Raw genomic sequence first — 23,292 nt, 5'->3', positions numbered from 1 at the left:
CGCGGGTAACTCTCCAGTCGTATCAGGTCGGTTACTTGTACTTCGCCGCGGGCGGGTTCGCCGACTCGGAGTCCGCGCCCAGGGACGGCGACAGCCACTTGTCGTACGAGGTGCGCCAGCCGCTCTTGCGGTAGTCCACGAGGACCTGGTTGACCCGGCGTACCAGATCGAGGGCGTCCTTCTTCATTGCCACGCCGTAGTACTCGGTCGTGAAGCGGTCGCCCTTGAGCTCCACTGTCGGGTCCTGCGCGGCCTGGCTCGCGGCGAGCGCGCCGTCGGTCACGACGGCGTCCGTCTCGCCGAGCTGCAGCCGCACCAGGCAGTCGAGCTGGTTGGGGACGGTGTCCTTGATGTCGGCGGTGGAGGCTAGCTTGCCGTGGTCCTGGTCCGCCTTCAGTTTGTCGTACGCGGTGGACCCGTCCGCCGAGCAGATCCGCTTGTTCGCCAGGGACTTGTCGTACCCCTTGATGTCCGAGGCCTTCGGGGCCAGGACCTGCTGGCCGGTGAGGAAGTAGGGGGCGGAGAAGGCGACGTCCTTGAGGCGGTCGCAGTTGATCGTCATGGTGCGGACCACCATGTCGACCTGGCCACTCTTGATCGCCGGGATGCGCTGGATGGTGGGGATGGCGTGGAACCGGACGGCGTTCGGGTCGCCGAGGATCTCCTTCGCGATCTCGTGCGCGAGATCGATGTCGAAGCCCTCCAGGTCGCTGCTCTTCTTCGTGCTGTTCGGATCGCGGTAGCCCCAGCGGTAGCTGTTCTGGTCGACGCCGACCGATAGATAGCCGCGCTTCTTGATGGCCGTGATCGTCGTGCCGCTCTCGTCACTGGACGGGGAGAGGCTCTGGTCCTGCGGATCCGTGCAGGTGTCGTCCTTCACCTGGGTGCCCTGGGCCACCCCCTGACCGCCGATGTCCGTGCTGCCGTCCCCGCGCGCGTTGCTCAGCGGCAGCAGCAGCGCGAAGACCACGGCGAGGGCGCAGGCGACGGCCATCGCGCCCACGCCGCCCCAGCCCTTCAGGCTCGCCCTCAGGCGTCGTGCCGTCATTGCCGCTCCCCCTCTCACCGGTACTCCGAAAGCCTGCGCCCGACGCCGAGCAGCGCGCCCGCCGCGGCGAGCACCGCGAGAACGGCCGCGCCCACGGGGAGGCCGGTCATCGCGCCCCGGCCGTCGCCCGCCGCCTGCTTGAACTCGCTCTCCTCGTGCTTCAGGGCGAGCGCCAGATTCGTGTCGACGCCGTCGAAGCACTCGCCCGTCGGCTTGTCGCTCTTGGAGCCGATCACCTTGTTCAGAGCGCCCTGGTAGTCGCCCGCGTCGTCGGCCGCGCGGGCTTCCTTGTGGCGGGACTTCCACACCTTCATGTTGCCGGTGGCGCTCTGCACGGGCTCCTCGCCCGCCTTGTCGTCGGCGAGGTCCGCCGCCAGGGCCAGGCCCTTGGTGAGCGTCTTCATGTCCTGCTGGAAGTCGTAGTCGAAGACGTCCACGGTCGTTTTGCCGTCGGCCAGGGTCTTGGTCTCGGCGCCGCGGCTGACCAGCGTCAGGTTCTCGTTGCCCCGCGCGTTCAGGGAAGCGATCCGGGCCTCGTGCAGCACGTTCAGTGAGCGGACCCCGTGGTCGTACGACTCGTCGAGTCCGGCGCGCGCGACGCTGTGCCCGACGACGAGCCACAGCAGCACCACCGTGGAGGCGGCGGTGGCGGCGACCATGCCCTGGTTCAACACCCGGTTCGTACGCCGGTAGTTGCGGCGCTGGGCCCAGACGAGGCCGCCGAGGGCGAGCACGCCGAGGCCGATGGCGGCCCACGGGTAGGGCTTCGCGTCGGCGTAGTCGGCGCTCAGCCGCTGGTTCTCCCGCTCGTAGAGGTGCTTGGCCTTCGGGAGCATCTGCTGCTGCATCTTCTCGTTCGCATACCGCAGATAGGCGCCGCCGAGCGGGTAGCCCTGCCGGTTGTTGGCGCGGGCGCGCTCGATGAGGCCCTTGTACTCGGGCAGCAGCTTGTTCAGTTCGGAGATGGTCTCCGCCGAGGGGGAGCCCGGCTCCGAGCTGTTGGCGGCGGTGATCAGCTTCGCGGCGGCGGTCTTGATGTCCAGCTCGTACCGGTCGCGGGAGGCCTTCGTCTCCTGGCCGCCGGCGAGGAAGCCGCTGGAGGCCGCCGTGTTGGCGTCGGCGAGAGAGCGGTAGATGTCGGCGGCGCTCGCGCTCAGCGGCTGGCTGCTGTGCAGCACGTCGTCCGCGGCGGCCGAACGCTCCGTCATCTGCCAGGCGGTGACCGCGCCGAACGCGACGACCAGGAGGGCGAGGACGGCGCCGATGATGCGCAGCCGGCCCGGCTCCGTCGTCGCCGCGGCGCGCAGGCGGTCGACGCCCTCCGCCCATGCCGTACGGCGCGTGAGCGCCTCGTCCGGCGTCGCCGGGCCGCCCCGCGGTGCCGCGGGCCCTGCCTGCGGCGGCACGGCCGGCATCGTCGGCGCGCCGGCCGGTGCCGGTGGCGCCGCACTGCCCTTCGGCGGGTATGTCACTTGACCTCCCCCATGGTCATCCGTAGCTCACCTCCGTCCCGTGCGCGGGAAGCACGGACAGCGGACGGAGGCGTACGGCCGCAAGTATCGCCGCCGGGACTGACATCCGCACAGGCCTTGACTCGATCTTGTTCGGATCGCAGCGCACTTGTCGAATTCCGGCGCAGCGCAAGGCTCCCGCACCACCCCCCTTCCCATGAATACGCCGTTCGGATCTGTTCGGTTCCCGTCCCGTCGCCGCCGCGTTCACAGCAGGCCGGTCAGCCGCCGCAGACTGCGCTCCCCTTCGCGCCGCACACCCAGCGGCACCAGCGCGGCGCGTCCCGGCACGCGCACGCCCCCTGTGAACGCCACCCGGGTGCCGTCGCCCTCCGGTGCGGCTGCGACACCGAGCAACAGGAACCGGCTCTGCAGCCAGCACCAGCCCGGCCGCTGCTCCCCGCGCAGCAAGGCCCGCATCCCGTACTTGCTGCGGGCCAGCGCCTCGACGCGCGCACCGTCCCGCCGCAGGACCCGCAGCCCCCGCATGTCGGGCGTGACGCGTGCGAACTCGCCCTCCAGGTCGCCCAACAGGGTCCATACGCGCTCGTACGGGGCGGCCACGACGCCCTCGGTGACATGAGCGCCGCGGATGCCGGCGGCGAGCACGTGCAGCCGGCGCACCGGGTCGAGGCCGGCGACGGGCCACTCGCTGGTCGTGTCACGTCCGGTCATGAGGTCCACGCCTTCCGGAAGGTGTCCCGTGCCCGGTGCAGCCGGGACTTGACGGTGCCGACGCGGAGGCCGAGCACCTCGGCCGCGGCCCGCTCGTCCAGGCCCTCCACGTCACGCAGGACGAGCACGGCCCGGTGCTCGGGGGACAGCCGGTCCAGTACGTCCCTGATGTCGGCGCCGAGTTGGGGATCGCCGCGCGAGGGCAGGGTGCTCAGATCGGCGGGCACCGCGCGGGCGGCGCGCCGGGCCAGGCGGACCGCCTCGCGCACCGCGATGGCACGGACCCAGCCGCGCAGTGCGGCCGGGTCCTTGAGAGAGCGCAGCGAACGGAACACCGCGACCAGCGCCTCCTGTGCGGCGTCCGGCCCCTGGTCCAGGGCGATGGGACCGCAGATACGGCCTACGTAGGGGGCCAGTTCGTCCAGCAGTTCGGCCATGGCGAGGGTGTCGCCGCGCTGCGCGGCGCGCACCCGGCGGACCGTTTCCTCATCGGACACGTACGGCATCTTCCCAACGGGCGGTGCCCTCTTGGGCAGCGGTGCCCTGTTGGCGGGCGACCTTGAGCGCGGCCGTGCACAGCAGCGCGCACAACGGGGTGTAGAGGCCGAGGTTGAGCCAGTAGAAGGCGGTCCCGGTGTCCTGTGCGAAGAGCCAGTAGACGCCCGCCAGTGTGCGCAGGGACAGCCCGGCCGCCACGGCGAGGGTGCCGAGGCGGAACAGGCGCTGCGGGCGCCGGGACTGGGCGACGACGATGCCGCTCGCCGTCAGCAGGAGTGCGGCGAGGGGCAGGACGACGGGTGGGGTGAACGGGACCTCCGTGCCCAGGACCGCGTACGACAGGCTCTTCTCGTCGGCGGCGGGCCAGGTGGAACCGGTCGCCCAGTAAAGGTGGAACAGCGCGTCCGCGGTGAGCACCGAGGCGAGGAGATGGGCGGCTCGCGTGGCCGTGCGGTCGGACATGGGCCCTCCTGAGATGGGAATCGACACCCACCAGAGGAGGCGTCCGGGCCATTCGTTCCCCCGGATGTGCGGGAATTTCCGGCGCGGACACCCGAACCCCCGCTCCTCAGGCCCGCTCGTAGAACGCCCGCACGCGTGCGTGCACCTCCTCCCGGGCCCCTACGTGGTCCAGGCCCAGGAGGGCGGCGCCGAGGACGGGGCTCGCTGTGACCACCTGGGGGACCGCCTTCGGGGCGCGGACCGCGAGGAGTTCGTGGACGCGGTCGTCGAGTTGGGGGTGGCGGGCGGCGAGGATGCTGCCGCCGAGGAGGACCGGGGTCTCCTCGGTGAGGAGGTCGAGCCGGGTCAGGGCGACCGTGGCCATCGCGACCACCTCGTCCGCGAGCCGGTCGACGACCGCGCGGGCCACCGGGTCGCCGTCCACCGCCGTGGCGAACAGGACGGGCGTCAGCTCATGGCGTCGGGCGTTGCCGATGTGTTCGAGGTGCAACGCCTCGATCAGCGCGTACATCGAGGTCAGACCGAAGTGTGCGGGCAGCGTGCGCGCCAGGGCCGTGGGGCCGCCCCGGCCGTCCTCCGCCCGCGCCGCGTGCCACAGGGCCTCCTCCGCCAGGCCCCAACCACCGCCCCAGTCCCCGGAGATACGTCCGATCGCCGGGAAGCGGGCGGTGCGGCCGTCGGGCCGCATGCCGACGCAGTTGATGCCGGCCCCGCAGACGACGGCGACTCCGCGCGGCTCGGCCACACCGGCCCGCAGGATCGCGAAGGTGTCATTGCGCACCTCCACACTCGCGCCCCACGCGCGCGCGTGCAGCGCGGCCGCCAACTGCTCCTCCTCGACGGGGAGATCCGCGTTGGCCAGGCACGCGGAGACATGGGTGACGCAAGCGACACCGGCCTCGGCGAAGGCCCGGCCCACCGCCTCGGCGACCACGTCCACGGCCGCCTCGACCCCCACGGCCGGCGGGCGGAAACCGCCGCCCCGCGCGGCGGCGACGACCGCGCCATCGGCGGCGATCACCGCGACGTCGGTCTTGCTGTTCCCCGCGTCGATGGCCAGGACCAGGCCCGCGGGGCTGGACCCGGCGGCCGTCCCGGCGCCGGATCCCGATGACGTCATGCCCACGCGAGGTGCTCCCGGTTGTGCGCGATCAGCTGGTCGGTGAGGGCGTCGGCGTACGCGTACTGGCCGACCAGGGGGTGGGAGAGGAGGGCCCGGAAGACCCGGTCCCGGCCGCCGCGCAGGGCGGCCTCCAGGGCCAGGTCCTCGTACGCCGTCACGTTGGCCATCAGGCCCGCGTAGAGCGGGTCCACGGCCGGCACCGACAGCGGCGTCGGCCCCTTGGAACCGATCGCGGCCTGCACCTCGATCACGGCGTCGTCCGGCAGGAAGGGCAAGGTCCCCCTGTTGTAGGTGTTCACCACCTGGTACGGGCTTCCGCCTCCTCCCAGCAGCGACGCCGCGAGGTCCACCGCCGCCTCCGAGTAGTACGCGCCGCCCCGCTTGGCCAGCAGCTCCGGCTTCTCGTCCAGCGCAGGGTCGGCGTACAGCGACAGCAACTGCCGTTCCATTTCCGCTACTTCGGCGGCCCGGGACGGCTTCGTACGCAGCTCTCGTACGACCTCGTCGTGCGCGTAGTAGTAGCGCAGGTAGTAGGAGGGGACGACGCCGAGGCGGTCGACGATGCTGCGCGGCAGGCGCAGGTCGTCGGCGATGGTGTCGCCGTGCTCGGCAAGGAGTTTCGGGAGGACGTTCTCGCCCTCGGGGCCGCCGAGGCGCACACCTGTTTCCCAGGTGAGGTGGTTGAGGCCCACATGGTCGAGGTGCACATCGGCGGATGCGACGCCCAGTAGTCCGGCGAACTTCCGCTGGAAGCCGATCGCCACATTGCACAGTCCGACCGTCTTGTGGCCCGCTTGGAGCAACGCGCGCGTCACGATCCCGACCGGGTTGGTGAAGTCGATGATCCAGGCGTCCGGGTTCGTACGGCGTACGCGCTCCGCGATGTCCAGCACCACCGGCACCGTACGCAGCGCCTTCGCCAGGCCGCCCGCGCCCGTCGTCTCCTGCCCGATGCAGCCGCACTCCAGCGGCCAGGTCTCGTCCTGTTGGCGGGCCGCCTGGCCGCCGACGCGGAGCTGGAGCAGGACGGCGTCGGCGCCCTCGACTCCCGCGTCCAGGTCGGAGGTGGTGACGATCCGGCCGGAGTGCCCCTGCCGCGCGAAGATCCGTCGGGCGAGGCCGCCCACCAGCTCCAGACGTTCGGATGCCGGGTCGACGAGCACCAGCTCCTCGATCGGCAGGGTGTCCCTGAGCCGCGCGAAACCGTCGATGAGTTCGGGGGTGTAGGTCGATCCTCCGCCGACCACGGTGAGTTTCATACGTGGTTAACCCTTCACTCCGGTGAGCGTGACGCCCTCGACGAACGCCTTCTGGGCGAAGAAGAACACGAGGATCACGGGGGCCATGACCAGCACGGTCGCGGCCATGGTGAGATTCCAGTCGGTGTGGTGCGCGCCCTTGAACGACTCCAGGCCGTAGGAGAGGGTCCAGGCGCCCGGGTTCTCCGAGGCGTAGATCTGGGGCCCGAAGTAGTCGTTCCAGGCGTAGAAGAACTGGAAGAGCGCGACGGCGGCGATGCCGGGCTTCGCCATCGGGAGCACGACCTTCAGGAGCGTCCTGAGGTCGCCGCAGCCGTCGACCTTCGCCGCGTCCACGTACTCGTTCGGGATGGTCATCAGGAACTGGCGCAGCAGGAAGATGGAGAAGGCGTCCCCGAACGCCATCGGGATGATCAGCGGCCAGAGTGTTCCCGACAGGTCCAGCTGCTTCGCCCAGAAGAGGTACATCGGGATGATGACCACCTGCGGCGGCAGCATCATCATCGAGATGACCAGCATCAGCGACAGATTGCGGCCGCGGAAGCGGAACTTGGCGAGCGCGTAGGCCACCGGGATCGACGACACGACCGTCAGGACGGTGCCGGCACCGGCGTACAGCAGGGTGTTCTTCCACCAGGTCAGGAAGCCCGGGGTGTCGAAGACCTTCTTGTAGTTGCCCCACTCCCACGTGTGCGGGATCAGATCGCGGCTGAGCGCCTGGGTGTCGCTCATCAGCGAGGTCAGGAACACGAACACGAAGGGCAGGACGAAGAAGAGCGCGGCCGCGACGCCCAGCGCGTGGATCGCGACCCACTCCAGGAGCGCCTTGCGGCGTGCGGTGCGCTCGGCGGGTGAGACCGGGGCCCGCAACTCCACCGGCTTGTCGAGTACTTGAGTCATGGGTGTCAGTCACCTGCCTGGATGAGACCGCCCCGGCGCCGCATCAGGAACGCGGTGAACACCATGGACAGGGCGAACAGCACGAGCGCGACCACACAGGCGGAGCCGTAGTCGAAGCGCTGGAAGCCGAGGTTGTAGACGAGCTGCGGCAGGGTGAGCGTCGACTTGTCGGGATAGCCGGGCTCGAACTGCGTACCGGCGCCCTGGATGACGCCCGAGGCGACCTTCCCGGCGATCAGTGGCTGCGTGTAGTACTGCATGGTCTGGATCACGCCGGTGACCACGGCGAACATCACGATCGGCGAGATGTTCGGCAGCGTCACATACCGGAACCGCTGCCACGCCGAGGCGCCGTCCAGCTCCGCGGCCTCGTACTGCTCGCTCGGTACGTCGAGCAGCGCGGCCATGAAGATGACCATCAGGTCGCCGATGCCCCACAGGGCCAGCAGGGTCAGGGCCGGCTTCGACCAGGTGGGGTCGTTGAACCAGCCGGGCGCCGGGATGCCGACCTTCTCCAGGATCGAATTGACCGGTCCCGTACCGGGGTTGAGGAGGAAGGCGAAGGCCATCGTGGCCGCCACCGGCGGGGCGAGGTAGGGGAGATAGAAGAGGGTGCGGAAGACGCCCGTACCCGTCTTGATCTTCGTGATCAGCAGTCCGACGCCGAGCCCGAAGACGACCCGCAGCGTGACCATGACGACGACCAGCCACAGGGTGTTGCGCAAAGCGGGCCAGAACAGCGGGTAGTTCTCGAAGACGTACGTCCAGTTCTTCGTCCCGCTCCACGTCGGCGGTTTGAAGCCGTCGTAGTGCATGAAGGAGAAATAGACGGTCGAGATCAGCGGGTACGCGAAGAAGACCGCGAAGCCGATCAGCCAGGGCGACATGAAGGCGAGCGTCTTCAGTGCCGACCGCCGGCGCTTCGCGCGCAGTGTGTATGTGGCGCTCATCGCGTACTACTTCGCCTGCGCGATGTCCGTGTCGATCTGCTTGGCGGTGCTTTCCAGACCCGCCTTCAGATCCTTGGCCTTGCCGCTCTCGTAGTCGTATCCGAACTGCTGGATCGTCACGAGGTAGGTGCCGCCGTTGATGGACGCGGGCGTCGTCGTCGAGTTCGGGTTCGACGCGATGTCCAGGAACGTCTTGAAGCGCGGGTCGTACTTCAGCTTCGGCGACTTCAGTGCCGCGAGCGTCGACGGGACATTGTGGATGTCGTTGGCGAAGCCGACCACCGCGTCCGTGTCCGTGGTCATGTATTTGACCAGTTCCCAGGCCGCGTTCTGCTTCTTGCTGGTGGAGGCGATGCCCGCGATGGTGCCGGTGATGTAGCCCTTGCCGTACTGGTCGACCTGGTCGTCGGGTACGGGCAGCGGGGCGACGCCGATCTCGAAGTCCGGCTTGGCCTCCTCGGCCATGCCGAGCCGCCACTCACCATCCAGCTGCATGGCGACCTGACCGGTGTGGAAGGGGTGCTTGGGGCCCCATTCGTCGCCGAGCTTGGAGCGGTACGTCTCCAGCTTCTTGTAACCGCCGAGTTCGTCGACGAGCTTCTTCTGGAGGGTGAAACCGGCCGTGAAAGCGGGGTCCTTGGCGATGTTCGACTTGCCGCTGCTGTCGAAATACGTCGGCGAGAACTGACCGAAGTAGTGCTCGGTGGTCGACTCCCAGCCGTGGTAGTTCGGCATGAAGCCGAGCTGCGAGTAGGAGTCGCCCTTGGTGATGGTGAGTTTCTTGGCGTCCTTCTCGAATTCCGACCAGGTCTTCGGGGGGCTCGTGATTCCGGCCTTCTTGAAGGCGGTCTTGTTGTAGTAGAGCCCGTACGCGTCACCGAGCAGCGGCACCGTGCAGCGGTTGCCGTCGAACTGGGTGTACTCGTTCATCGCCTTCGGGAAGGTCGTCTCCGGGTCGATGCCCGCCTTCTTGAAGAAGGGGTTCAGATCGACGAAGGCGCCGGAGGAGCAGAACTTGCCCACGTTGTTGGTGGTGAAGGAGGAGACCACGTCGGGGGCCTTGTCGCCGCCCGCGCGCAGCGCCTGGTTGATCTTGTCGTCCGTCATGTTGCCGACGATGTTCACGTGGATGTTGGGGTGCGCCTTCTCGAAGCCCGCGACCAGGGACTTCACCGCCTTGACCTCGCTGGGCGCGCTCCAGGCGTGCCAGAAGTTGATCGTCTGGTCCTTGGACGCGTCGTCGTCCGCGCCGGAGGAGGACTGGCCGGTACAGGCGGTGGCGAGGAGGGCTATCGAGGCGGAAGCGGCGAGCGCGGTGACCGCTTTCCGGGACATTCCGGGCATGACGGGGTCTCCCTAGGGCAGGGCGGGGGCGGTGAAGGTGGTGAGCGTGCGGGGAACGGACTAGCGGGAGGTGTCGAAGACCTCGTCGCGGGTGGCTGCCAGGGCGCTTTCCAACGCGCCGCGCAGCACGGGGTGTTCGTGTACGTCGCCGACCACGAGGCGCGGCCGGGACGCGGCCAGCTCCTCCAACTCGGCCTGGACCAGGGCGCGCAGTGGTTCGCCGCCCGCGGTGAGCGACGCGCCGCTGAGCACGACGAGCTCGGGGTCGAGCACGGAGACCAGCGAGGCGAGACCGGTGGCGAGACCTGTCGCGTACGTCTCCAGGAGTCGCTGGTGCGGGCCCTCGTTGATGGCGGCGGCCCGCTCGACGAGGGCCGCGGCGACCTCGGCGTACGGGCCCGTCGGTACGTCCTTGATGCCGAGCTCGCGGGCCAGCTTGGGAAGGGCCTGCGAACCGGCCAGCTCCTGGTAGCCACCGCTGTTGGCCTTGGTGACCTGCCGTACCAGGGGCGCGCCCGGCACCGGCAGGAAGCCGACCTCGCCGGCGCCGCCGGTCCAGCCGCGGTGCAGCCGTCCGCCGAGGACGAGCGCGGCGCCGAGACCGCCCTCGTTCCACAGGAGTACGAAGTCCTCGTGGCCCTGGGCGGCGCCGAGCCGCTGCTCCGCGATGGCGACGAGGTTGACGTCGTTCTCGTACTCGACGGGCATCGGCAGCGCGGCCGCGAGCTCGTCGAGGAGGCTGGGGGAGTGCCAGCCGGGCAGGTGTGAGGCGTAGCGCAGTCGGCCGGTGTTCGGGTCGAAGGCGCCGGGGGTGCCGATGACGAGGCGCCGGACGTCGTCCCTGGCGAGCCCGGCCGCCTTCACCGCGCCGTCGAGGGCGTCGGTGACCTGGCGTACGACGGGCTGCGCGGGGCGCCGGCCGGGAGTGGGCAGCTCGTACTCGCCGACCGTCCGCCCTGTGACGTCCGCGACGGCGGCGAGGATGCGTTCGGGGGTGACGTCCAGGCCTGCCGCGTAGCCGGCGCCCGGATTGACCACGTACAACTGGGCGTTGGGGCCCGGGCGGCCCTCGCTGGTGCCGGTGGCGACTACGAGCCCTGCCGCCTCCAGACGGGCGAGGAGCTGCGAGGCGGTGGGCTTGGACAGCCCGGTGAGCTTCCCGATCCTGGTCCGTGACAGCGGTCCGTGCGCGAGAAGCAGATCGAGGGCGGCGCGGTCGTTCATGGCGCGCAGGACGCGCGGTGTGCCCGGCGTACCGGCGGATCCTGCCATGTGGTCGACACCTGCCTTTCAACTGCCCACCTTCCCAGTGACCTGGGAGGAAAGTCCATCCGATGATCACTGTTAGGAAAGTTTCCTATTGGGTGGAAGGAACGTAAGCCCGGGGCGAAGGAGGCGTCAATAGAAACCGCCCCCGAGGCAACAGACTCGTTACCTGCGGGGGCGGTGCGCTTGCTCTGTGTGGCGGGCGACTACTTCACGTCGACGAAGTCCCCGGCGGCCGTCTTGGCCCCGGTCGAGGCCGTCCCGGCGAACTTGTAGCGGTAGTAGCCGTCGGCGGAGGCCTTGACCGTGGTCTTGAGGGCCCCGGCGGTGCCCGACGTCACGGTCTTGACCGTGGTGTAGGTGTCCGAGCCCTTGGCCCGGAACTGGAGCGCGACCGGCCGGCCCGTGTACCCGGCGTACTTGCTGGTGGACCAGTTGGCGCGGGTCAGGGTGCCGGTGACCGTGAGGGTCTTGCCCTTCGTCACCGGTTCCGGGGTGGCGTTGGCGGTGAGCTTGGCGGCGCGCTTGATCTGGGCGGAACCGAGGCCGCCCCACATGTCGTAGCCGTACTCGAAGCTGATGTGGCCGTCGGAGCCGTCGTCGTCCTGGGCGACGTGCCCGTAGAAGCCGGCGGCCTTCCAGGTGGTGGCGTCCGCGGCCTCGTACAGGGCCTCGTACGGATCGATGACGATCGTCTCCGTGCAGGACTCGGTCACCGTGGTGTCGGTCGTGGCGGTGGTGGTGCAGGTGGGAGCGTCGGTGGGCTCCATCTCGTTGAGGATGTCGGAGAGCGAGCCCCGGTAGAGGGCGATGCCCGCGGCGTTCGTCCTGTAGTCGATCACGAGGTCGGCCGGGCGGGTCAGTGTGTACGTGACCGGAACCTTCACCGCGCTGGTGATGCCGACGATGATCGCCTTCCCGCCGTAGACCGTCACGCCGGAGAAGGTGAGGTCCGGCGTGGCGGCCGACGCGGTCGGCACGGCCAGGGCGGACAGAGCCAGGGCACCGGAAACGGCGGCACCTATGGCGAACTTGCGCATGAATTCCCCACATTCGAAACGGGCCCCTGGGCGTTGCGCTCCAGAACAAGGGCCCGCTGTTGGGGGTGACGATAAGGGGTGGACGGATGTGGCGGGAACGCGGAAAGCCTGTGAAGAGGATTAATTCCGGCCCGGGGTGAGCGGTGGCTCCCGGTTGGAGTCGACACGTGTCACAACTCGATCACGATCCCTCATATGTGCAGGTCGATGGAGGTGCAGTGCGCATTCGAGCCCATCTGTCCGGTGTGGCTGGAATACGTCGACGGTGTTCGCACAGTTTCATCACAACCGTGAATCGGTCGAGTCCTCTCCCTTCTCGTGCGTCAAGGGTGTCGGCGCGGTTCGAGGTCACCGTGTGGCGACGGTTGCCCGCCTGTGCCGCCCCTTTCACAGGTCCCCTTTTCGTTGATGACGTACGGTGCCGGGCGGGCCTTGGCCCGAACATCCCAACTCGGGCCGAACCCTGCGGAAGTGACTGCTCATGAGGCTGTTGTTGGCGTGCTGGCGCACCGTCGTCGGCAGACTCCTCCCGCTGGCGGTCACGCAGTTGCTCATCGTCCTGTGGCAGGACGGCTTCACGTGGGCGAGCTTGGGCAAGCAGCTGGCCTCCGGCCTGCCGGCGTGGGGAGTCGTGAGCCTCGTAGCGGCGGCCATCGGGTTTCTGGCGCTGGGAAGGCGGGCCCGCGCCTCGGGCCTGGCACTCTCCGCCGGAGCCCTGGACGAGCGGCAGACGCATGTGCTGCGCGCGATGCCCGTCTCCGAGGGGTGGCAGGAGCGGGTCCGTGACCGACTTACGGCGTCCGAGCGGGCGTTCCTCGTCGCCGAGAAGGGCCGCGAGGAGATCCACTTCCGCTGGCGCCCCGGACGCGGCGACCAGTCCGTGTGGGGATCGATGGCCTTCGACGCGACCTCGGGCGACGTCCGCCTCGACGTCCGCGACGGGGAAGGCCTCTTGGGAGTGGCGGGCCTGGGGAAGGGTTCCGCCTTCGCCGCGGTGTGCCAGATAGCCCGGGCCGCGGGGCTGGAGTCCCTAGGGGCTGCCCGCGGATGACGGCCGCGGGAGGCGCATGTACAAGGCGTGCGAGACGCATGTACAAGGCGTGCGAGGCGCATGTACAAGGCGTGCGAGGCGCATGTACAAGGCGTGCGAGGCGCATGTACAAGGCGTGCGAGGCGCATGTACAAGGCGTGCGAGGCGCATGTACAAGGCGTGCGAGGCGTAGGTACGACGGAGGCGGCGCCCGGAGTGTCCCGGGCGCCGCCTCCGTCGTACCTGGTGCTACTTGGGGGCGCTCGACGGCGCGGTCGGCGAGGCGATCGGCGAGGCCGCCGTGGTCTGTGGGGACGTCGGGTTCGCGTGGGCCGACGGGGCCGCTACGGTCTCCGTCGGGTCCGGGGCCGGGTCCTCCTCCGGTTCCGGCACCGGGCCGCCCACGATGCGGATGTCCGCGGCGTCGAAGGCGCGCTTGATGCGCCAGCGCAGCTCGCGCTCCACGGAGAGGGCCTTGCCGGGCATCGTCTTGGCCGAGACGCGGACGACCATGGAGTCGAGCAGGACGCTGTCGAGGCCGAGGACCTCGATCGGGCCCCAGAGGCGCTCGTTCCAGGGTTCTTCCTTGCTCATGCCCTCGGCGACCTCGTTCAGGACGGACTGGACGCGGTCCAGGTCCTCCGAGGCGCGGACGGTGACGTCGACGCCGGCCGTGGCCCAGCCCTGGGAGAGGTTGCCGATGCGCTTGACCTCGCCGTTGCGGACGTACCAGATCTCGCCGTTGTCGCCGCGCAGCTTGGTCACGCGCAGGCCCACCTCGATGACCTCGCCGGAGGCGACGCCCGCGTCGATCGTGTCGCCGACGCCGTACTGGTCCTCGAGGATCATGAAGACGCCGGAGAGGAAGTCCGTGACCAGGTTGCGCGCGCCGAAACCGATCGCGACACCGGCGACACCGGCCGAGGCGAGCAGCGGGGCCAGGTTGATCTCGAAGGTGGCGAGGATCATCAGCGCGGCCGTGCCCATGATCAGGAACGACGCCACCGAGCGGAGTACCGAGCCGATCGCCTGCGAGCGCTGGCGGCGGCGCTCCACGTTCACCAGCAGACCGCCGAGCGCCGTGCCGTCGACCGCCTGCGCGGTGCGGTTCATGCGCTCTATGAACTTGGTGATCGCCCGCCGGACCGCCACTCTCAGTACCGCCGCGATCACCAGGATCAGCAGGACCCGCAGGCCGATGGCGAGCCACGTGGACCAGTTCTGCTGGACCCAGCTCGCGGCGTTGGTCGCACTTTCCTGGGCGTCCTGAAGGGTGGCGACCGTCGGGTCCGTCGACGTCGAGGGGGACGGCGACGGCGTCGAACCGGCGGCCAATAGGACGGACAGGGACACGGCAGGTACCTCCAGGCGTAGCGGTCTGCCCGCGGCAGGGGACACACGAGGGGCACCGTCGGGCAGAACCACCACACTAACGGGGCATCGTGTGTGGATCGTTGCGATGTTCGAGGGAGAGACTGTGCTCACCTGGGGATGAAGAAGGTGTGGTCGAAAACACTCCCAGCCCGTTACCGGGACATGGTGGCGCTTCCACCAGGCATTCGGGGACACTGGCCACAGATCGTCCCGGCGCGAGCCACGCGCCGCCGGCGTACAAGGAGGCATCCGTGCCGCATGTCCTGGTCCTCAATGCGTCGTACGAGCCGCTCGGCGTCGTACCGCTCCGCCGCGCGCTCGTCCTCGTCCTCGAGAACAAGGCCATCTGCCTCGAGGAATCCGGCGCCTTCATGCATAGTGCAACCGTTACCGTCCCCGCGCCCAGCGTGGTCCGGCTGAAGAGGTTCGTGCGGGTCCCTTACCGGGGGCCCGTTCCGCTGACCAGGCGAGCTCTGTTCGCTCGCGACGGCGGCCGGTGCATGTACTGCGGTGGCGTCGCAACCAGCGTCGACCACGTCATCCCGCGCTCCCGCGGAGGTCAGCACGCCTGGGAAAATGTGGTGGCGTCATGCCGCCGCTGCAACCACACCAAGGCCGACCGCCACCTGGTCGAGATCGGCTGGCGCCTGCGCCATAAACCCGCCCCGCCGACGGGGCTCGCGTGGCGCATCATCGGAACCGGGCATAGGGACCCGCGCTGGCTGCCATACCTGCAGCCGTACGGCGCGGATGATGCGATGGCCCGGATCGACGGCATTTCTGCCTGACGATCCGGGCTTTTGCATACCCGTCGCGGTTTTGACCCCTGCGACCCCGCGTCAGACGCGGGGTCCTTCGGGACGGGTGCCGCGCGCTGCGCAGAGTGCCGTACCGAGTACGAAGAGTGCGAGGCCGACGGCCCAGGCACCGCGCTGTGGACCCGGCTGCATGGACCAGGCCAGGAATGTCGCCTTACTCACACGGGGCGAGGCGGCCGAGAGGTACACGGCGCTGAAGTAGAGCGTCGTCGGCATCCAGCTCAGCCGGGCGCCGAGCAGCACCGCCGCGGCCGCCGTGATGCCGATGGCTCCCAGCGTGTTGCGGACCATCGCCGCCGCGCCGAACTCCTGGGAGTGCCCCGGCACGGCGAGGGCGAGCAGCGCCGCCGCGAACCCGGTCAGGACCAGCAGGTGGCCCAGGCGTCGCGGCCACCAGGGGCGTACGGCGGTGTCGTCCAGGTCGCGCGCGTATGTGTGAAGGCTCACGCCGATCGCCGACGAGGCCAGCAGCGGGGCGAGCGAGACCAACGGCACCCTGCGGTACGGGTCGAGGTACGCGTCCGGACGGCTCGCCACCCACAGGGTGAGGAGCGCGGCGCAGACCAGGGCCGCCAGGGTCGTCGGGATGCCGCGGGAGCGGGCGTAGAGGGCGAGGGGGTTGAGCCCGGGGCCGGGTACGGCGTTCCCATGGAGTCTCCGTTCGGCATTCACAGGGACGGGACCTCGCTCGGGTTCGGGTCGCACTGCGTGGCCGTCGCGAAGTAGCGACTGAGCCAGGAGCGGCGTTCGTCGTCGGTCATGGCGGTGAGGTGCGCGTACGCCTTGTCCTCGGCGCGGAACTTCGCGAGTTCCTTCGTGTCGCCCCGCTGCCGGGCCTGCGCCACGGATTGCTCGTGTATGTCCTCGGACACGGAATCCGGGGCGAGCCAGCGCAGTACGGCCTCGTCGGTGACCTGGACCCGCTGCGACGGCAGCTTCTCGCAGTCCGGGCGGACCAGCGTCTGGGCGGCCTCCCACGCGTACCGCTCGGGATCGGTCACCTTGCCGCGGACGGCGCTCCATCCGGTCGGGGTGAGGATCGGCAGCTGCGCCTCGTCCTTGTGCGGGGAGCGCCAGAGGTCCTCGTAGCGGACCGGCAGGTTCCGCACGCCCTTCAGACGGCCGGTGAGACCGGACAGCGCGTGGGTCACTTCCGGCAGCAGGCCCGGATAGGTGGCGTTGACGCAGACGTTCGGGGTGGTCGAGTCGTCGCAGACCTGACGGTGGGCGAGCGGATTGTCGTACAGCAGGTCGTCGCCCGTCTGGACCAGGAGGACCGCGGCGCCGAGCGCCGCCGCGAGCGGCAGCAAGGCGCTGGCGCGCCGGTACGCGGCCAGGGCCAGGACCGCGGCGGCGGCGAGCCCGGCCACCCACAGGGCCGACACGAGCGGATACCACCACACGGCGAGGAAGTTGTCACCGAGGAAGCCGACCGGGGCGAACGTGAGGTAGCGGAGGTCGGACCGGTGGTTGGTGAGGGTGCCGGAGACGACGTATCCGCAGATCGCGAGTACGGGAGCGGTCAGCCGGAAGGGTGCCGTCCGCCCTGCCGCATGACCGAGGACCGTGCAGGCGGCGAGCGAGAGGGCGGTTCCGGCGTGGACGAGCGGCACCGGGCCGCCCGCCGAGGCGTACGGCGCGCAGGCGAGCAGTGCGCCGGCGACCGCCGCCAAGTACGCCGCCGCCAGCCAGCAGGCGAGAGGCAGGGCGGCCGTCAGGAGCTGGACGAGCGGCGTACGGGCGGTGGAGGCACACAGCTCCGTCATCCGCAGCCTGCGCTCCCGGCCGCCCTGCCAGGCGCCCGCGGCGAGCGCGAACGGAACGCCGATCATGTCGGCCGCGATGTTCAGCTTTGCCGTCGTCTCCCCCCAGCTCCCCTGCCACTGCTCCGATGAGGCGGCGAGCGCCCACGCGAGAGCGAGCAGCAGCCCCGCGCCCGCCCAGGGGGCGAAGCCGCGCAGCGACTCGACGCGGAAAGGGTGGGGAGCGGAGCCGGGGTGGGGCTTCGGGGCAGGTGGAGCCTGCGGGCGCGCGGTCTGCTGACGGTTTGTGCCGGGCTGGTGGGGCCGCGCGTCCGACGGGTGGCCTCCATGGGGTTGCCGGTCCGTCGGGCGGCTGCCGTTCGGCTCGGTCCGCCGGCTCGTAGGACGGCCTCCGTCGGCTTGGGCGTGTCTGTCGGCCGGGCTCTCGCCGTCCGGGTGGATGCGTACGTTCATCGGCCGGCCCCCGCCGCTGTCGCCGTGCGGTGGCCGCGCAAGGCCGCCGTGTAACCGCGCTCGATGGCATTGCCGTCGGACTCGTGACCGTCCGCACCGAGGGCCGCCAGCGAGCGGGGCGTGCCGCGGTAGGCGACCTGGCCGGCCTCGATCAGGGTCACGTCCGTGCAGGCCGCGGCCACGTCCTCCACCAGGTGGGTGGAGACGAGCACGGTCGAGGCCGTGCCCAACTCCCGCAGCAGCGCCCGGAACTCGACGCGCTGTTCCGGGTCGAGGCCCGCGGTGGGCTCGTCGAGGAGCAGGACGCGAGGGTCGTTCACGATGGCCTGGGCGATGCCGACGCGGCGGATCGTGCCGCCGGACAGGGTCTTGACCTTCGCGTCGATACGGTCGGCGAGGCCGACCCGGGCCACGGCCCGTTCGACCGCGGCCGCGGCGGCCGCGGCAGGCAGCTCCTTCAGCCACGCCACATAGGCGACGAACTCCCGCACCGTGAAGCCCGGGTAGTACCCGAAGTCCTGTGGCAGATAGCCGAGTTCCCGGCGCACCGCGCTGCGCTCCCGGTGACCGCGCAGGCCGCTGCCGAGCATCTCCACCTGGCCCGCGGTGGGCTCCGCGACCGTCGCGAGGACCCGGATGAGCGAGGTCTTTCCGGCGCCGTTGGGGCCGAGCAGACCGTGGACGCCGGGGCCGAAGTCGAGGTCGACGGCGTCCAGGGCGGTGGTCCTGCGGTGCCGGACGGTCAGCCCGGAGACCCGTATGGCGGCGGTCCGGAGATTGTCACGGCCGTCCATGGCCGTCGTGGTCCAAGGACCGCCATCGCCGCCCATGGGCGAGATGCCGGTCGTATCAGGGGTGTTCACATCGTCTCCAGACGGTCGTATGCGCTGCGGCGCGCGGCGAGGAGGAGGGCGCAGAGCGCGGCCGCTGCCGCCCAGCCCGCCTGGGGTGAGGCGCCGGTGAAGTAGAGGGAGAGCTGCTGCGTGAGACGGGCCGTCAGGCCGGGGCCGGTGGCCGTGAGGACGGGGGCCGCCAGCGCGAGCAGCCAGCCTCCGCCGACCACCGCCGTCGCGGTACGGCAGCCCACGTACCCGGACAGCACGAGCGAGGCCAGCGTCAGGGCCAGCCCGGGCAGCAGCCAGGTGGCCGCGGCCGGTCCAGCGGGCAGGCGCGAGCCGGAGGGCGGGAGCAGCAGCCCCGCCACCGTCAGCAAGGGCAGACTCACCGCCAGCACGGCGGACGTCCGCATCAGCAGGAGGCGCAGCCCGCCGGAAGGAGAGGCTGCGACGATCTCGTGCAGCGGATCGGCATGCCGCCCGTACGAGAGGGCGACCCCCGCCACCGGTACGACCGGCGCGACGGCCAGCAGCAAAGGCCGCGCGCCCGCCGACCCGCCCCCGTACGCGAGTGCGACAGCCCCCACGGCCACCAGCACCACGGCCCCGGCCCAGGCCCCGCGCAAGGCGGGCCCGGCGGCCCAGACGATCCGTGCGAGCCGCCCCCCGACGGCTCGCGCGCCCCTGGGCGCCGCCGGCGCGGCGGCGGAAGCCGGGACCTGGGCGGTCGCGGGGGCGAAGGCCCGTGCGGTGGTCGGCGCCGGTTGGCGTACCGAGTGCAGGACCGCCTCCCGTACCTCCGCCAGGACCACCCCCGCCGCCCCCGCACGCGCCGCGTGCGAGACCCGTGCGGCGCACGGCCCGCAGTTCTCCAGGTGTTTCTCCAGGGACCAGGCGTCCGTCTCCGGAAGGGAGCCGTCCGCATAGCGGGTGACGAGGTCGTCGGGGGCGTGCCAGCCGGTCATGCCGGGCCTCCCAGCGGGGACGGGGCCAGGGATGGATTCGGGGACGGGGTCAGATGGGAGAGGGCCGCGCGGAGTTCGGCGCGGGCGCGCATGGCACGGGTCTTGACCGTGCCTTCCGGGATGCCGAGGAGCCGGGCGGTCTCGCGTGTGGTCAGACCGTCGACGACCGTGGCGCGCAGCACCTCGCGCAGTTCGGGGGAGATGCGGTCCAGGGCCGTGCCCACGTCCCCGTACTCGAGCCCCGCCAGCACGCGCTCCTCGGCGGAGGGCGCGGGCACCGGGGCCGCGTACTCCACGCGCGCCGCCCGCTCCTGCACCCGTCGCGCGTCCACCAGGCGCCGCGCGGCGATGGTCCACAGCCAGCCGCCGGCCTCCGTGCCCCGGTGCGCGCCGGCCGACCGCCACACGGTCACGAAGGTGTCCTGCAACACCTCGCGTACCACCTCGGGATCGGCGCAGCGACGGGTCAGCCGCGTGTGCAGCCACCCGGCGTGCCGGTCGTACAGCGCGGCCATCGCCGCCGAGTCCCCGTCCGCCACGGCCCGCAGCAGCGCCGCGTCCGTGTCGTCCTCCCGGTGGCCCCCCATGGGGCGGAACAGTCTCACACCCCGTCTATCGACCCCTTCGTGGCCATCGGTTCACTCCGCGGCGGATCTCTGCGGGCCTGTTCACTGCGCGGCAGATCTCTCCGGGGCAGCTCACTCCGCGGCAGTTTTCCCCGCCACCGCGTACGCCCCCACCGACCACAGCGAGTACCCGTACCGCGTCGCCCGCTCGACCCCCTGGACACGCACGTACCGGACGTCGCGCTCGTCGAAGCGCACGGACTCGCGGCCGCCCCGGCCGTCCCGCACTGTCGCCGCCGTGCGCCAGACGCGGCCGTCGGCGGAGACCTGGACGCGGTACGAGGAGGAGTACGCGTCCTGCCAGCGCAGGACGACCTGGCCGAGACGGACCGGCTCGGCCAGCCGCACCTGCCACCAGGCGCCGTCCTCGACGGGGGACGACCAACGCGTCCCCGGATCACCGTCGTTCGCCGCCGACGCCGGAAAGTCGGGGGTCTCGTCGCCGGACGAGGACGCGACGCCGGTGCGGGCCAGATCGGGGCCCGTCGTGCGCGGGAAGGCGCGGACCGTCAGAGTGCGGGTCTGGGGGCCGAAGGCGACGGTGACCTCGTACGTTCCTGAGGGTGTCCCCGACGGGACGGTGACCTCGACGGGGACGTCGACGGCGGTTCCGCGGGGGAGGGTCGAGGCACCCCGGGGGACCTTGACCTCGATGCCCTTCGGCGCCCTCGCCGTCAGCTCGCCGCGGACGTCGGCGGGGCGCAGCGAGGTCAGCCGGGCGGTCACCCGCTGCGTGCCGCCGATCTCCACGTCGGTCGCGGAGCGGGCCAACTCCACCGCGGCGGCCGGGGAGTCGGCGAACCACGGCACGAGATGGCGTACGCGGGAGGGCGCGGGACCGGTGACGCGGAGCGCGTCCGCGTACACGCCCGCCGCCGTGACCTCCGTCGCGCCCCCGGCCGAGAGCGAGCCGAGGGGCCGCCAGCCCCCGCCCGGGACGTGGGCCTCGACGGAGCCGTTCGTGCCGGGGTCGGTGAGGACGCTGACCGCGGAGACGGCGCGGGTGCGCGGGAAGCGGACGGTGCGGCCGTCCGCCGTCGCGCCGCGGTCGGCGGCCGGCTCGTGGTCGAGGCCGGCCCAGGTCTCGTACGCCGTCCGGGCCTTCGCCAGGAACGGGTCCAGGACGCCCTTGCCGACCGTCACCCGGCTCGCCGCGAGCTCGGTGCGCAGCCGGTCGAGCGTGCGGTACGCCGTCCAGGCCGCCGTCGCGTCGCCGCTCGCCTGGGCGCGCAGCATGGCGACCGCCGTGTCGCCCGCCTCGCCGTAACGCGCCAACTGCTCGGTCCAGGGCGCCACTTCGGCTGCCAGTGAACCGTCGGCCAGCCGCTTCGGGGTCTCGCGCATCACCGTGAACGCGGCGCGCAGCCGCTCGGCCGCCGTCTCGTTCGCGGCCCGGTCCGTGGTCGTACGCGCCTGCCAGAACGCCTTGACGAGCGGGCGCAGATACGCCGACTCCTCGCCGCCGAGGACGGATGAGGCGTCGTTGCCGGCCAGGGCGCGCAGCGCTTCGCCGCGTCGCGCGTCGCCGTGCGCGAGGTCGTCGATCGCGGCCTTCCAGGACTCCTGAGGGCGGTAGTCCCGCGGGTTCCAGGCGTAGTCGGCGGCGGTGAACAGCGGGATGCGGGAGGCTTCGGCCTGGGGCATCGCGTTCGCCAGCAGGGCCGCCGAACCCGTCGCGACCGCCGGCTCGCGCCCCTGGTACGGGCCGAGGAAGACCCGGTCCTGCGCGTAGTCGTTGACCGGATAGTTGTCCATGGTGACGAGCGGGTGACCGCCGAACGCCTGGCGGGTGCGGGCCAGTTCGCGACCCGTGATCGTCCTCGGCACGACTCCGACGCCCGTCCACGCCACCTGGACGCCCTCGTCCAGGGCGTTCGACAGCTCCTGGCGGTAGGTCGTCGAGCCGTCCTCGTAGTACTCCGTCGGCATCAGGGACAACGCGGCGGCGTCCGGGTGGCGTTCGGCGAGATGCCGGGCCACCGCGTTCGCCACCCGGGCCTGCGCCTTCGCGGCCGCCTCGGAGCCGGAGCCGAACGTGTCGGCGTCCGCGCCGCAGTGCCACTCGCTGTAGCTGACGTCCTGGAACTGGAGCTGGAAGGCCCGGAAGCCGAGCGCCCACATGGCGTCGAGCTTGCGCGTCAGCGCCTTCACGTCCGCGTCCGAGGAGAAGCACATCGCCTGGCCCGGTGCCACCGCCCAGGCGAGGGTGACGTGGTTGCGGCGCGCCCGGTCCGCCAGCTCCCGGAAGTCCGCGCGCTGGTCGGCGGGGTACGGCTCACGCCAGCGCTCCTGGCGGTAGAGATCGTCACCAGGGGCGTACACATAGCGGTTCTGCTTGGTGCGGCCCATGAAGTCCAGCTGGGCGAGGCGCTGTTCGCGGGTCCACGGGGTGCCGTAGAAGCCCTCGGTGGTGCCGCGCACGGCGGTGCCGGGCCAGTCGCGGACGACGACGCCCGCGACCAGCTTGTCGGCGCCGACGAGCTGCCGCAGCGTCTGCACCGCGTGGAACAGGCCGTCCTCGCCGACTCCCGCGAGGGCGATGGTGTCACGGCCGCCGGCGCGGCCGACGGCCAGGCGGTAGCCACCGGTGGGAAGGTCGGCGCGGGGCGCGGCGCCCAGCGCCGTGAGCGCCCGCTCCAACTCGCTGGAGGCGGCGCGCGGACCAAGGGCGTGCGCCCCATCGGTGGTCGCGCTCCCGGCGTGCCCGCCGAAGGAGTACGCCCCCCGGGTGCCCTGTTGGCTCGCGTACGCCGTCTCCGTGCCCGCGCGCACCACCAGCGCACGCGCGGGGAGCTCGTCCCCCTCGCGCGCTGTCGTGATCTTTCGCGCGCCTGATTGGCGAAGCAGCGTGCGCAGCGCGTCGACGGCGTACGGATCGGGCGTCGCGTCGGTCACCAGGACGATCTCGTCCGTGACCGCGACCGCGGTGCCGCCCGCGCGCAGGGACTGCGGGCGGGGCCAGACCGTGGGCAGTCCGCCCTCGGTGGGCTCGCGGTCGTCAGCGGAAGCCGTGGGTGCGGGGGGTGCGGCGACGGCGGTGGAAGCCGCGCCCAGCGTGCCGGCAACGACGGCGAACGCGACGGCGGCCGTCCCTCTCCTACGCCGGAGCTGCACGCTCCCCCTCCTCGTAGCTCGGCCCCCGACGGCCGTGTCGGGGAGGCGTCGAGCCCACCATCCGCGTGGTGAGGGTGTCAACGAGAGTGGCCGAAGTGCCCTGTTTACCCCAATCAGGAGGTGCGACATGGGGGCAGAATGTGACCAGAAGCACGTTGTTCGTCCGCGTACGTCTGCGGTCGCGCCCACTGGGTAGGGCTGCGGTATCCCGCCAGACAGGTCCTCGACCCCCGTACT

General features: G+C 71.1%; 21 protein-coding genes. 2 read left to right on the top strand and 19 right to left on the bottom strand.

What is annotated here, in order from left to right:
- Positions 1-31: 31 nt before the first annotated feature.
- From AB5J53_RS17895 to AB5J53_RS17840, 12 genes are all read right to left on the bottom strand, one after another.
- Positions 32-1,048, bottom strand: coding sequence for a glutamate ABC transporter substrate-binding protein (locus tag AB5J53_RS17895; protein ID WP_369246655.1), 1,017 nt, complete (start codon positions 1,046-1,048; stop codon positions 32-34).
- A 14-nt stretch (positions 1,049-1,062) separates the two neighbouring features.
- The gene (locus AB5J53_RS17890; protein ID WP_369246654.1) at positions 1,063-2,520 is read right to left on the bottom strand and encodes a hypothetical protein; all 1,458 of its coding nucleotides are present in this window, start codon (positions 2,518-2,520) and stop codon (positions 1,063-1,065) included.
- Positions 2,521-2,766: 246 nt separating this feature from the next.
- The gene (locus AB5J53_RS17885; RefSeq protein WP_369246653.1) at positions 2,767-3,234 is read right to left on the bottom strand and encodes a hypothetical protein; all 468 of its coding nucleotides are present in this window, start codon (positions 3,232-3,234) and stop codon (positions 2,767-2,769) included.
- Positions 3,231-3,740 (bottom strand): RNA polymerase sigma factor, encoded by a 510-nt coding sequence (locus AB5J53_RS17880; RefSeq protein ID WP_369246652.1) that lies wholly within the window; start codon positions 3,738-3,740, stop codon positions 3,231-3,233. The genes AB5J53_RS17885 and AB5J53_RS17880 overlap by 4 nt, the downstream gene beginning before the upstream one ends.
- Positions 3,721-4,194, bottom strand: coding sequence for a DUF3995 domain-containing protein (locus AB5J53_RS17875; RefSeq protein ID WP_369246651.1), 474 nt, complete (start codon positions 4,192-4,194; stop codon positions 3,721-3,723). Before AB5J53_RS17875 ends, AB5J53_RS17880 begins: the two co-directional genes overlap by 20 nt.
- A gap of 106 nt (positions 4,195-4,300) precedes the next feature.
- A complete protein-coding gene (locus AB5J53_RS17870) occupies positions 4,301-5,314 on the bottom strand; it encodes an N-acetylglucosamine kinase (RefSeq protein WP_369246650.1) in 1,014 nt (337 codons plus the stop codon).
- Positions 5,311-6,576 (bottom strand): 6-phospho-beta-glucosidase, encoded by a 1,266-nt coding sequence (locus AB5J53_RS17865; RefSeq protein WP_369246649.1) that lies wholly within the window; start codon positions 6,574-6,576, stop codon positions 5,311-5,313. The genes AB5J53_RS17870 and AB5J53_RS17865 overlap by 4 nt, the downstream gene beginning before the upstream one ends.
- 6 nt (positions 6,577-6,582) lie before the next feature.
- Entirely contained in the window at positions 6,583-7,476 is an 894-nt protein-coding gene (locus AB5J53_RS17860) for a carbohydrate ABC transporter permease (RefSeq protein WP_369246648.1), read from the bottom strand.
- A gap of 5 nt (positions 7,477-7,481) precedes the next feature.
- Positions 7,482-8,426, bottom strand: coding sequence for a carbohydrate ABC transporter permease (locus AB5J53_RS17855; protein ID WP_369246647.1), 945 nt, complete (start codon positions 8,424-8,426; stop codon positions 7,482-7,484).
- A gap of 6 nt (positions 8,427-8,432) precedes the next feature.
- A complete protein-coding gene (locus AB5J53_RS17850; protein WP_369246646.1) occupies positions 8,433-9,770 on the bottom strand; it encodes an ABC transporter substrate-binding protein in 1,338 nt (445 codons plus the stop codon).
- Between the two features lie 60 nt (positions 9,771-9,830).
- On the bottom strand, positions 9,831-11,042 hold the full coding sequence (locus AB5J53_RS17845; protein WP_369246645.1) for an ROK family transcriptional regulator: 1,212 nt from the start codon (positions 11,040-11,042) through the stop codon (positions 9,831-9,833).
- 200 nt (positions 11,043-11,242) lie between these two features.
- On the bottom strand, positions 11,243-12,076 hold the full coding sequence (locus tag AB5J53_RS17840; protein WP_369246644.1) for a hypothetical protein: 834 nt from the start codon (positions 12,074-12,076) through the stop codon (positions 11,243-11,245).
- A gap of 481 nt (positions 12,077-12,557) precedes the next feature.
- Here AB5J53_RS17840 and AB5J53_RS17835 point away from each other — a divergent pair, with 481 nt between their 5' ends.
- Complete coding sequence (locus AB5J53_RS17835) at positions 12,558-13,127, top strand: hypothetical protein (RefSeq protein WP_369246643.1); 570 nt, start codon at positions 12,558-12,560, stop codon at positions 13,125-13,127.
- A 228-nt stretch (positions 13,128-13,355) separates the two neighbouring features.
- Here the strand turns inward: AB5J53_RS17835 and AB5J53_RS17830 are convergent, their stop codons facing one another.
- The gene (locus AB5J53_RS17830) at positions 13,356-14,459 is read right to left on the bottom strand and encodes a mechanosensitive ion channel domain-containing protein (RefSeq protein ID WP_369246642.1); all 1,104 of its coding nucleotides are present in this window, start codon (positions 14,457-14,459) and stop codon (positions 13,356-13,358) included.
- 272 nt (positions 14,460-14,731) lie between these two features.
- On the opposite strand from AB5J53_RS17830, the gene AB5J53_RS17825 reads away from it, so the two are divergent.
- The gene (locus AB5J53_RS17825) at positions 14,732-15,268 is read left to right on the top strand and encodes an HNH endonuclease (RefSeq protein WP_327428786.1); all 537 of its coding nucleotides are present in this window, start codon (positions 14,732-14,734) and stop codon (positions 15,266-15,268) included.
- 51 nt (positions 15,269-15,319) lie between these two features.
- Here the strand turns inward: AB5J53_RS17825 and AB5J53_RS17820 are convergent, their stop codons facing one another.
- The 6 genes from AB5J53_RS17820 to AB5J53_RS17795 all read right to left on the bottom strand — a co-directional run bounded on the left by AB5J53_RS17820 (position 15,320) and on the right by AB5J53_RS17795 (position 23,055).
- Positions 15,320-15,970, bottom strand: coding sequence for a hypothetical protein (locus AB5J53_RS17820; RefSeq protein WP_369246641.1), 651 nt, complete (start codon positions 15,968-15,970; stop codon positions 15,320-15,322).
- Positions 15,967-17,514 carry a hypothetical protein gene (locus tag AB5J53_RS17815; protein WP_369246640.1) on the bottom strand — a complete coding sequence of 516 codons (1,548 nt, stop codon included), beginning with the start codon at positions 17,512-17,514 and terminating at the stop codon, positions 15,967-15,969. The genes AB5J53_RS17820 and AB5J53_RS17815 overlap by 4 nt, the downstream gene beginning before the upstream one ends.
- Positions 17,511-18,308, bottom strand: a complete 798-nt coding sequence (locus AB5J53_RS17810; protein WP_369252300.1) for an ATP-binding cassette domain-containing protein — start codon at positions 18,306-18,308, stop codon at positions 17,511-17,513. The genes AB5J53_RS17815 and AB5J53_RS17810 overlap by 4 nt, the downstream gene beginning before the upstream one ends.
- 65 nt (positions 18,309-18,373) lie before the next feature.
- Complete coding sequence (locus AB5J53_RS17805) at positions 18,374-19,315, bottom strand: zf-HC2 domain-containing protein (RefSeq protein ID WP_369246639.1); 942 nt, start codon at positions 19,313-19,315, stop codon at positions 18,374-18,376.
- Positions 19,312-19,902: an RNA polymerase sigma factor gene (locus AB5J53_RS17800; RefSeq protein WP_369246638.1), complete on the bottom strand. Its 591-nt coding sequence runs from the start codon at positions 19,900-19,902 to the stop codon at positions 19,312-19,314. Before AB5J53_RS17800 ends, AB5J53_RS17805 begins: the two co-directional genes overlap by 4 nt.
- A 111-nt stretch (positions 19,903-20,013) precedes the next feature.
- Positions 20,014-23,055 (bottom strand): beta-N-acetylglucosaminidase domain-containing protein, encoded by a 3,042-nt coding sequence (locus AB5J53_RS17795; protein ID WP_369246637.1) that lies wholly within the window; start codon positions 23,053-23,055, stop codon positions 20,014-20,016.
- Positions 23,056-23,292 lie beyond the last annotated feature (237 nt).

It is taken from the genome of Streptomyces sp. R41 (assembly GCF_041053055.1).
GTDB lineage: Bacteria > Actinomycetota > Actinomycetes > Streptomycetales > Streptomycetaceae > Streptomyces.
The sequence above is the reverse complement of the archived record's forward strand: the minus strand, read 5'-3'. Positions and strand labels throughout refer to the sequence as shown.

Bases quoted from the DNA above. Each gene is read 5' to 3' on its own strand.
- AB5J53_RS17810 (WP_369252300.1), bottom strand. From the start codon at position 18,308: ATGGACGGCCGTGACAATCTCCGGACCGCCGCCATACGGGTCTCCGGG.
- AB5J53_RS17870 (WP_369246650.1), bottom strand. From the start codon at position 5,314: ATGACGTCATCGGGATCCGGCGCCGGGACGGCCGCCGGGTCCAGCCCC.
- AB5J53_RS17895 (WP_369246655.1), bottom strand. From the start codon at position 1,048: ATGACGGCACGACGCCTGAGGGCGAGCCTGAAGGGCTGGGGCGGCGTG.
- AB5J53_RS17805 (WP_369246639.1), bottom strand. From the start codon at position 19,315: ATGACCGGCTGGCACGCCCCCGACGACCTCGTCACCCGCTATGCGGAC.
- AB5J53_RS17850 (WP_369246646.1), bottom strand. From the start codon at position 9,770: ATGCCCGGAATGTCCCGGAAAGCGGTCACCGCGCTCGCCGCTTCCGCC.
- AB5J53_RS17800 (WP_369246638.1), bottom strand. From the start codon at position 19,902: ATGGGGGGCCACCGGGAGGACGACACGGACGCGGCGCTGCTGCGGGCC.
- AB5J53_RS17885 (WP_369246653.1), bottom strand. From the start codon at position 3,234: ATGACCGGACGTGACACGACCAGCGAGTGGCCCGTCGCCGGCCTCGAC.
- AB5J53_RS17875 (WP_369246651.1), bottom strand. From the start codon at position 4,194: ATGTCCGACCGCACGGCCACGCGAGCCGCCCATCTCCTCGCCTCGGTG.
- AB5J53_RS17880 (WP_369246652.1), bottom strand. From the start codon at position 3,740: ATGCCGTACGTGTCCGATGAGGAAACGGTCCGCCGGGTGCGCGCCGCG.
- AB5J53_RS17840 (WP_369246644.1), bottom strand. From the start codon at position 12,076: ATGCGCAAGTTCGCCATAGGTGCCGCCGTTTCCGGTGCCCTGGCTCTG.
- AB5J53_RS17860 (WP_369246648.1), bottom strand. From the start codon at position 7,476: ATGACTCAAGTACTCGACAAGCCGGTGGAGTTGCGGGCCCCGGTCTCA.
- AB5J53_RS17855 (WP_369246647.1), bottom strand. From the start codon at position 8,426: ATGAGCGCCACATACACACTGCGCGCGAAGCGCCGGCGGTCGGCACTG.
- AB5J53_RS17835 (WP_369246643.1), top strand. From the start codon at position 12,558: ATGAGGCTGTTGTTGGCGTGCTGGCGCACCGTCGTCGGCAGACTCCTC.
- AB5J53_RS17865 (WP_369246649.1), bottom strand. From the start codon at position 6,576: ATGAAACTCACCGTGGTCGGCGGAGGATCGACCTACACCCCCGAACTC.
- AB5J53_RS17815 (WP_369246640.1), bottom strand. From the start codon at position 17,514: ATGAACGTACGCATCCACCCGGACGGCGAGAGCCCGGCCGACAGACAC.
- AB5J53_RS17845 (WP_369246645.1), bottom strand. From the start codon at position 11,042: ATGGCAGGATCCGCCGGTACGCCGGGCACACCGCGCGTCCTGCGCGCC.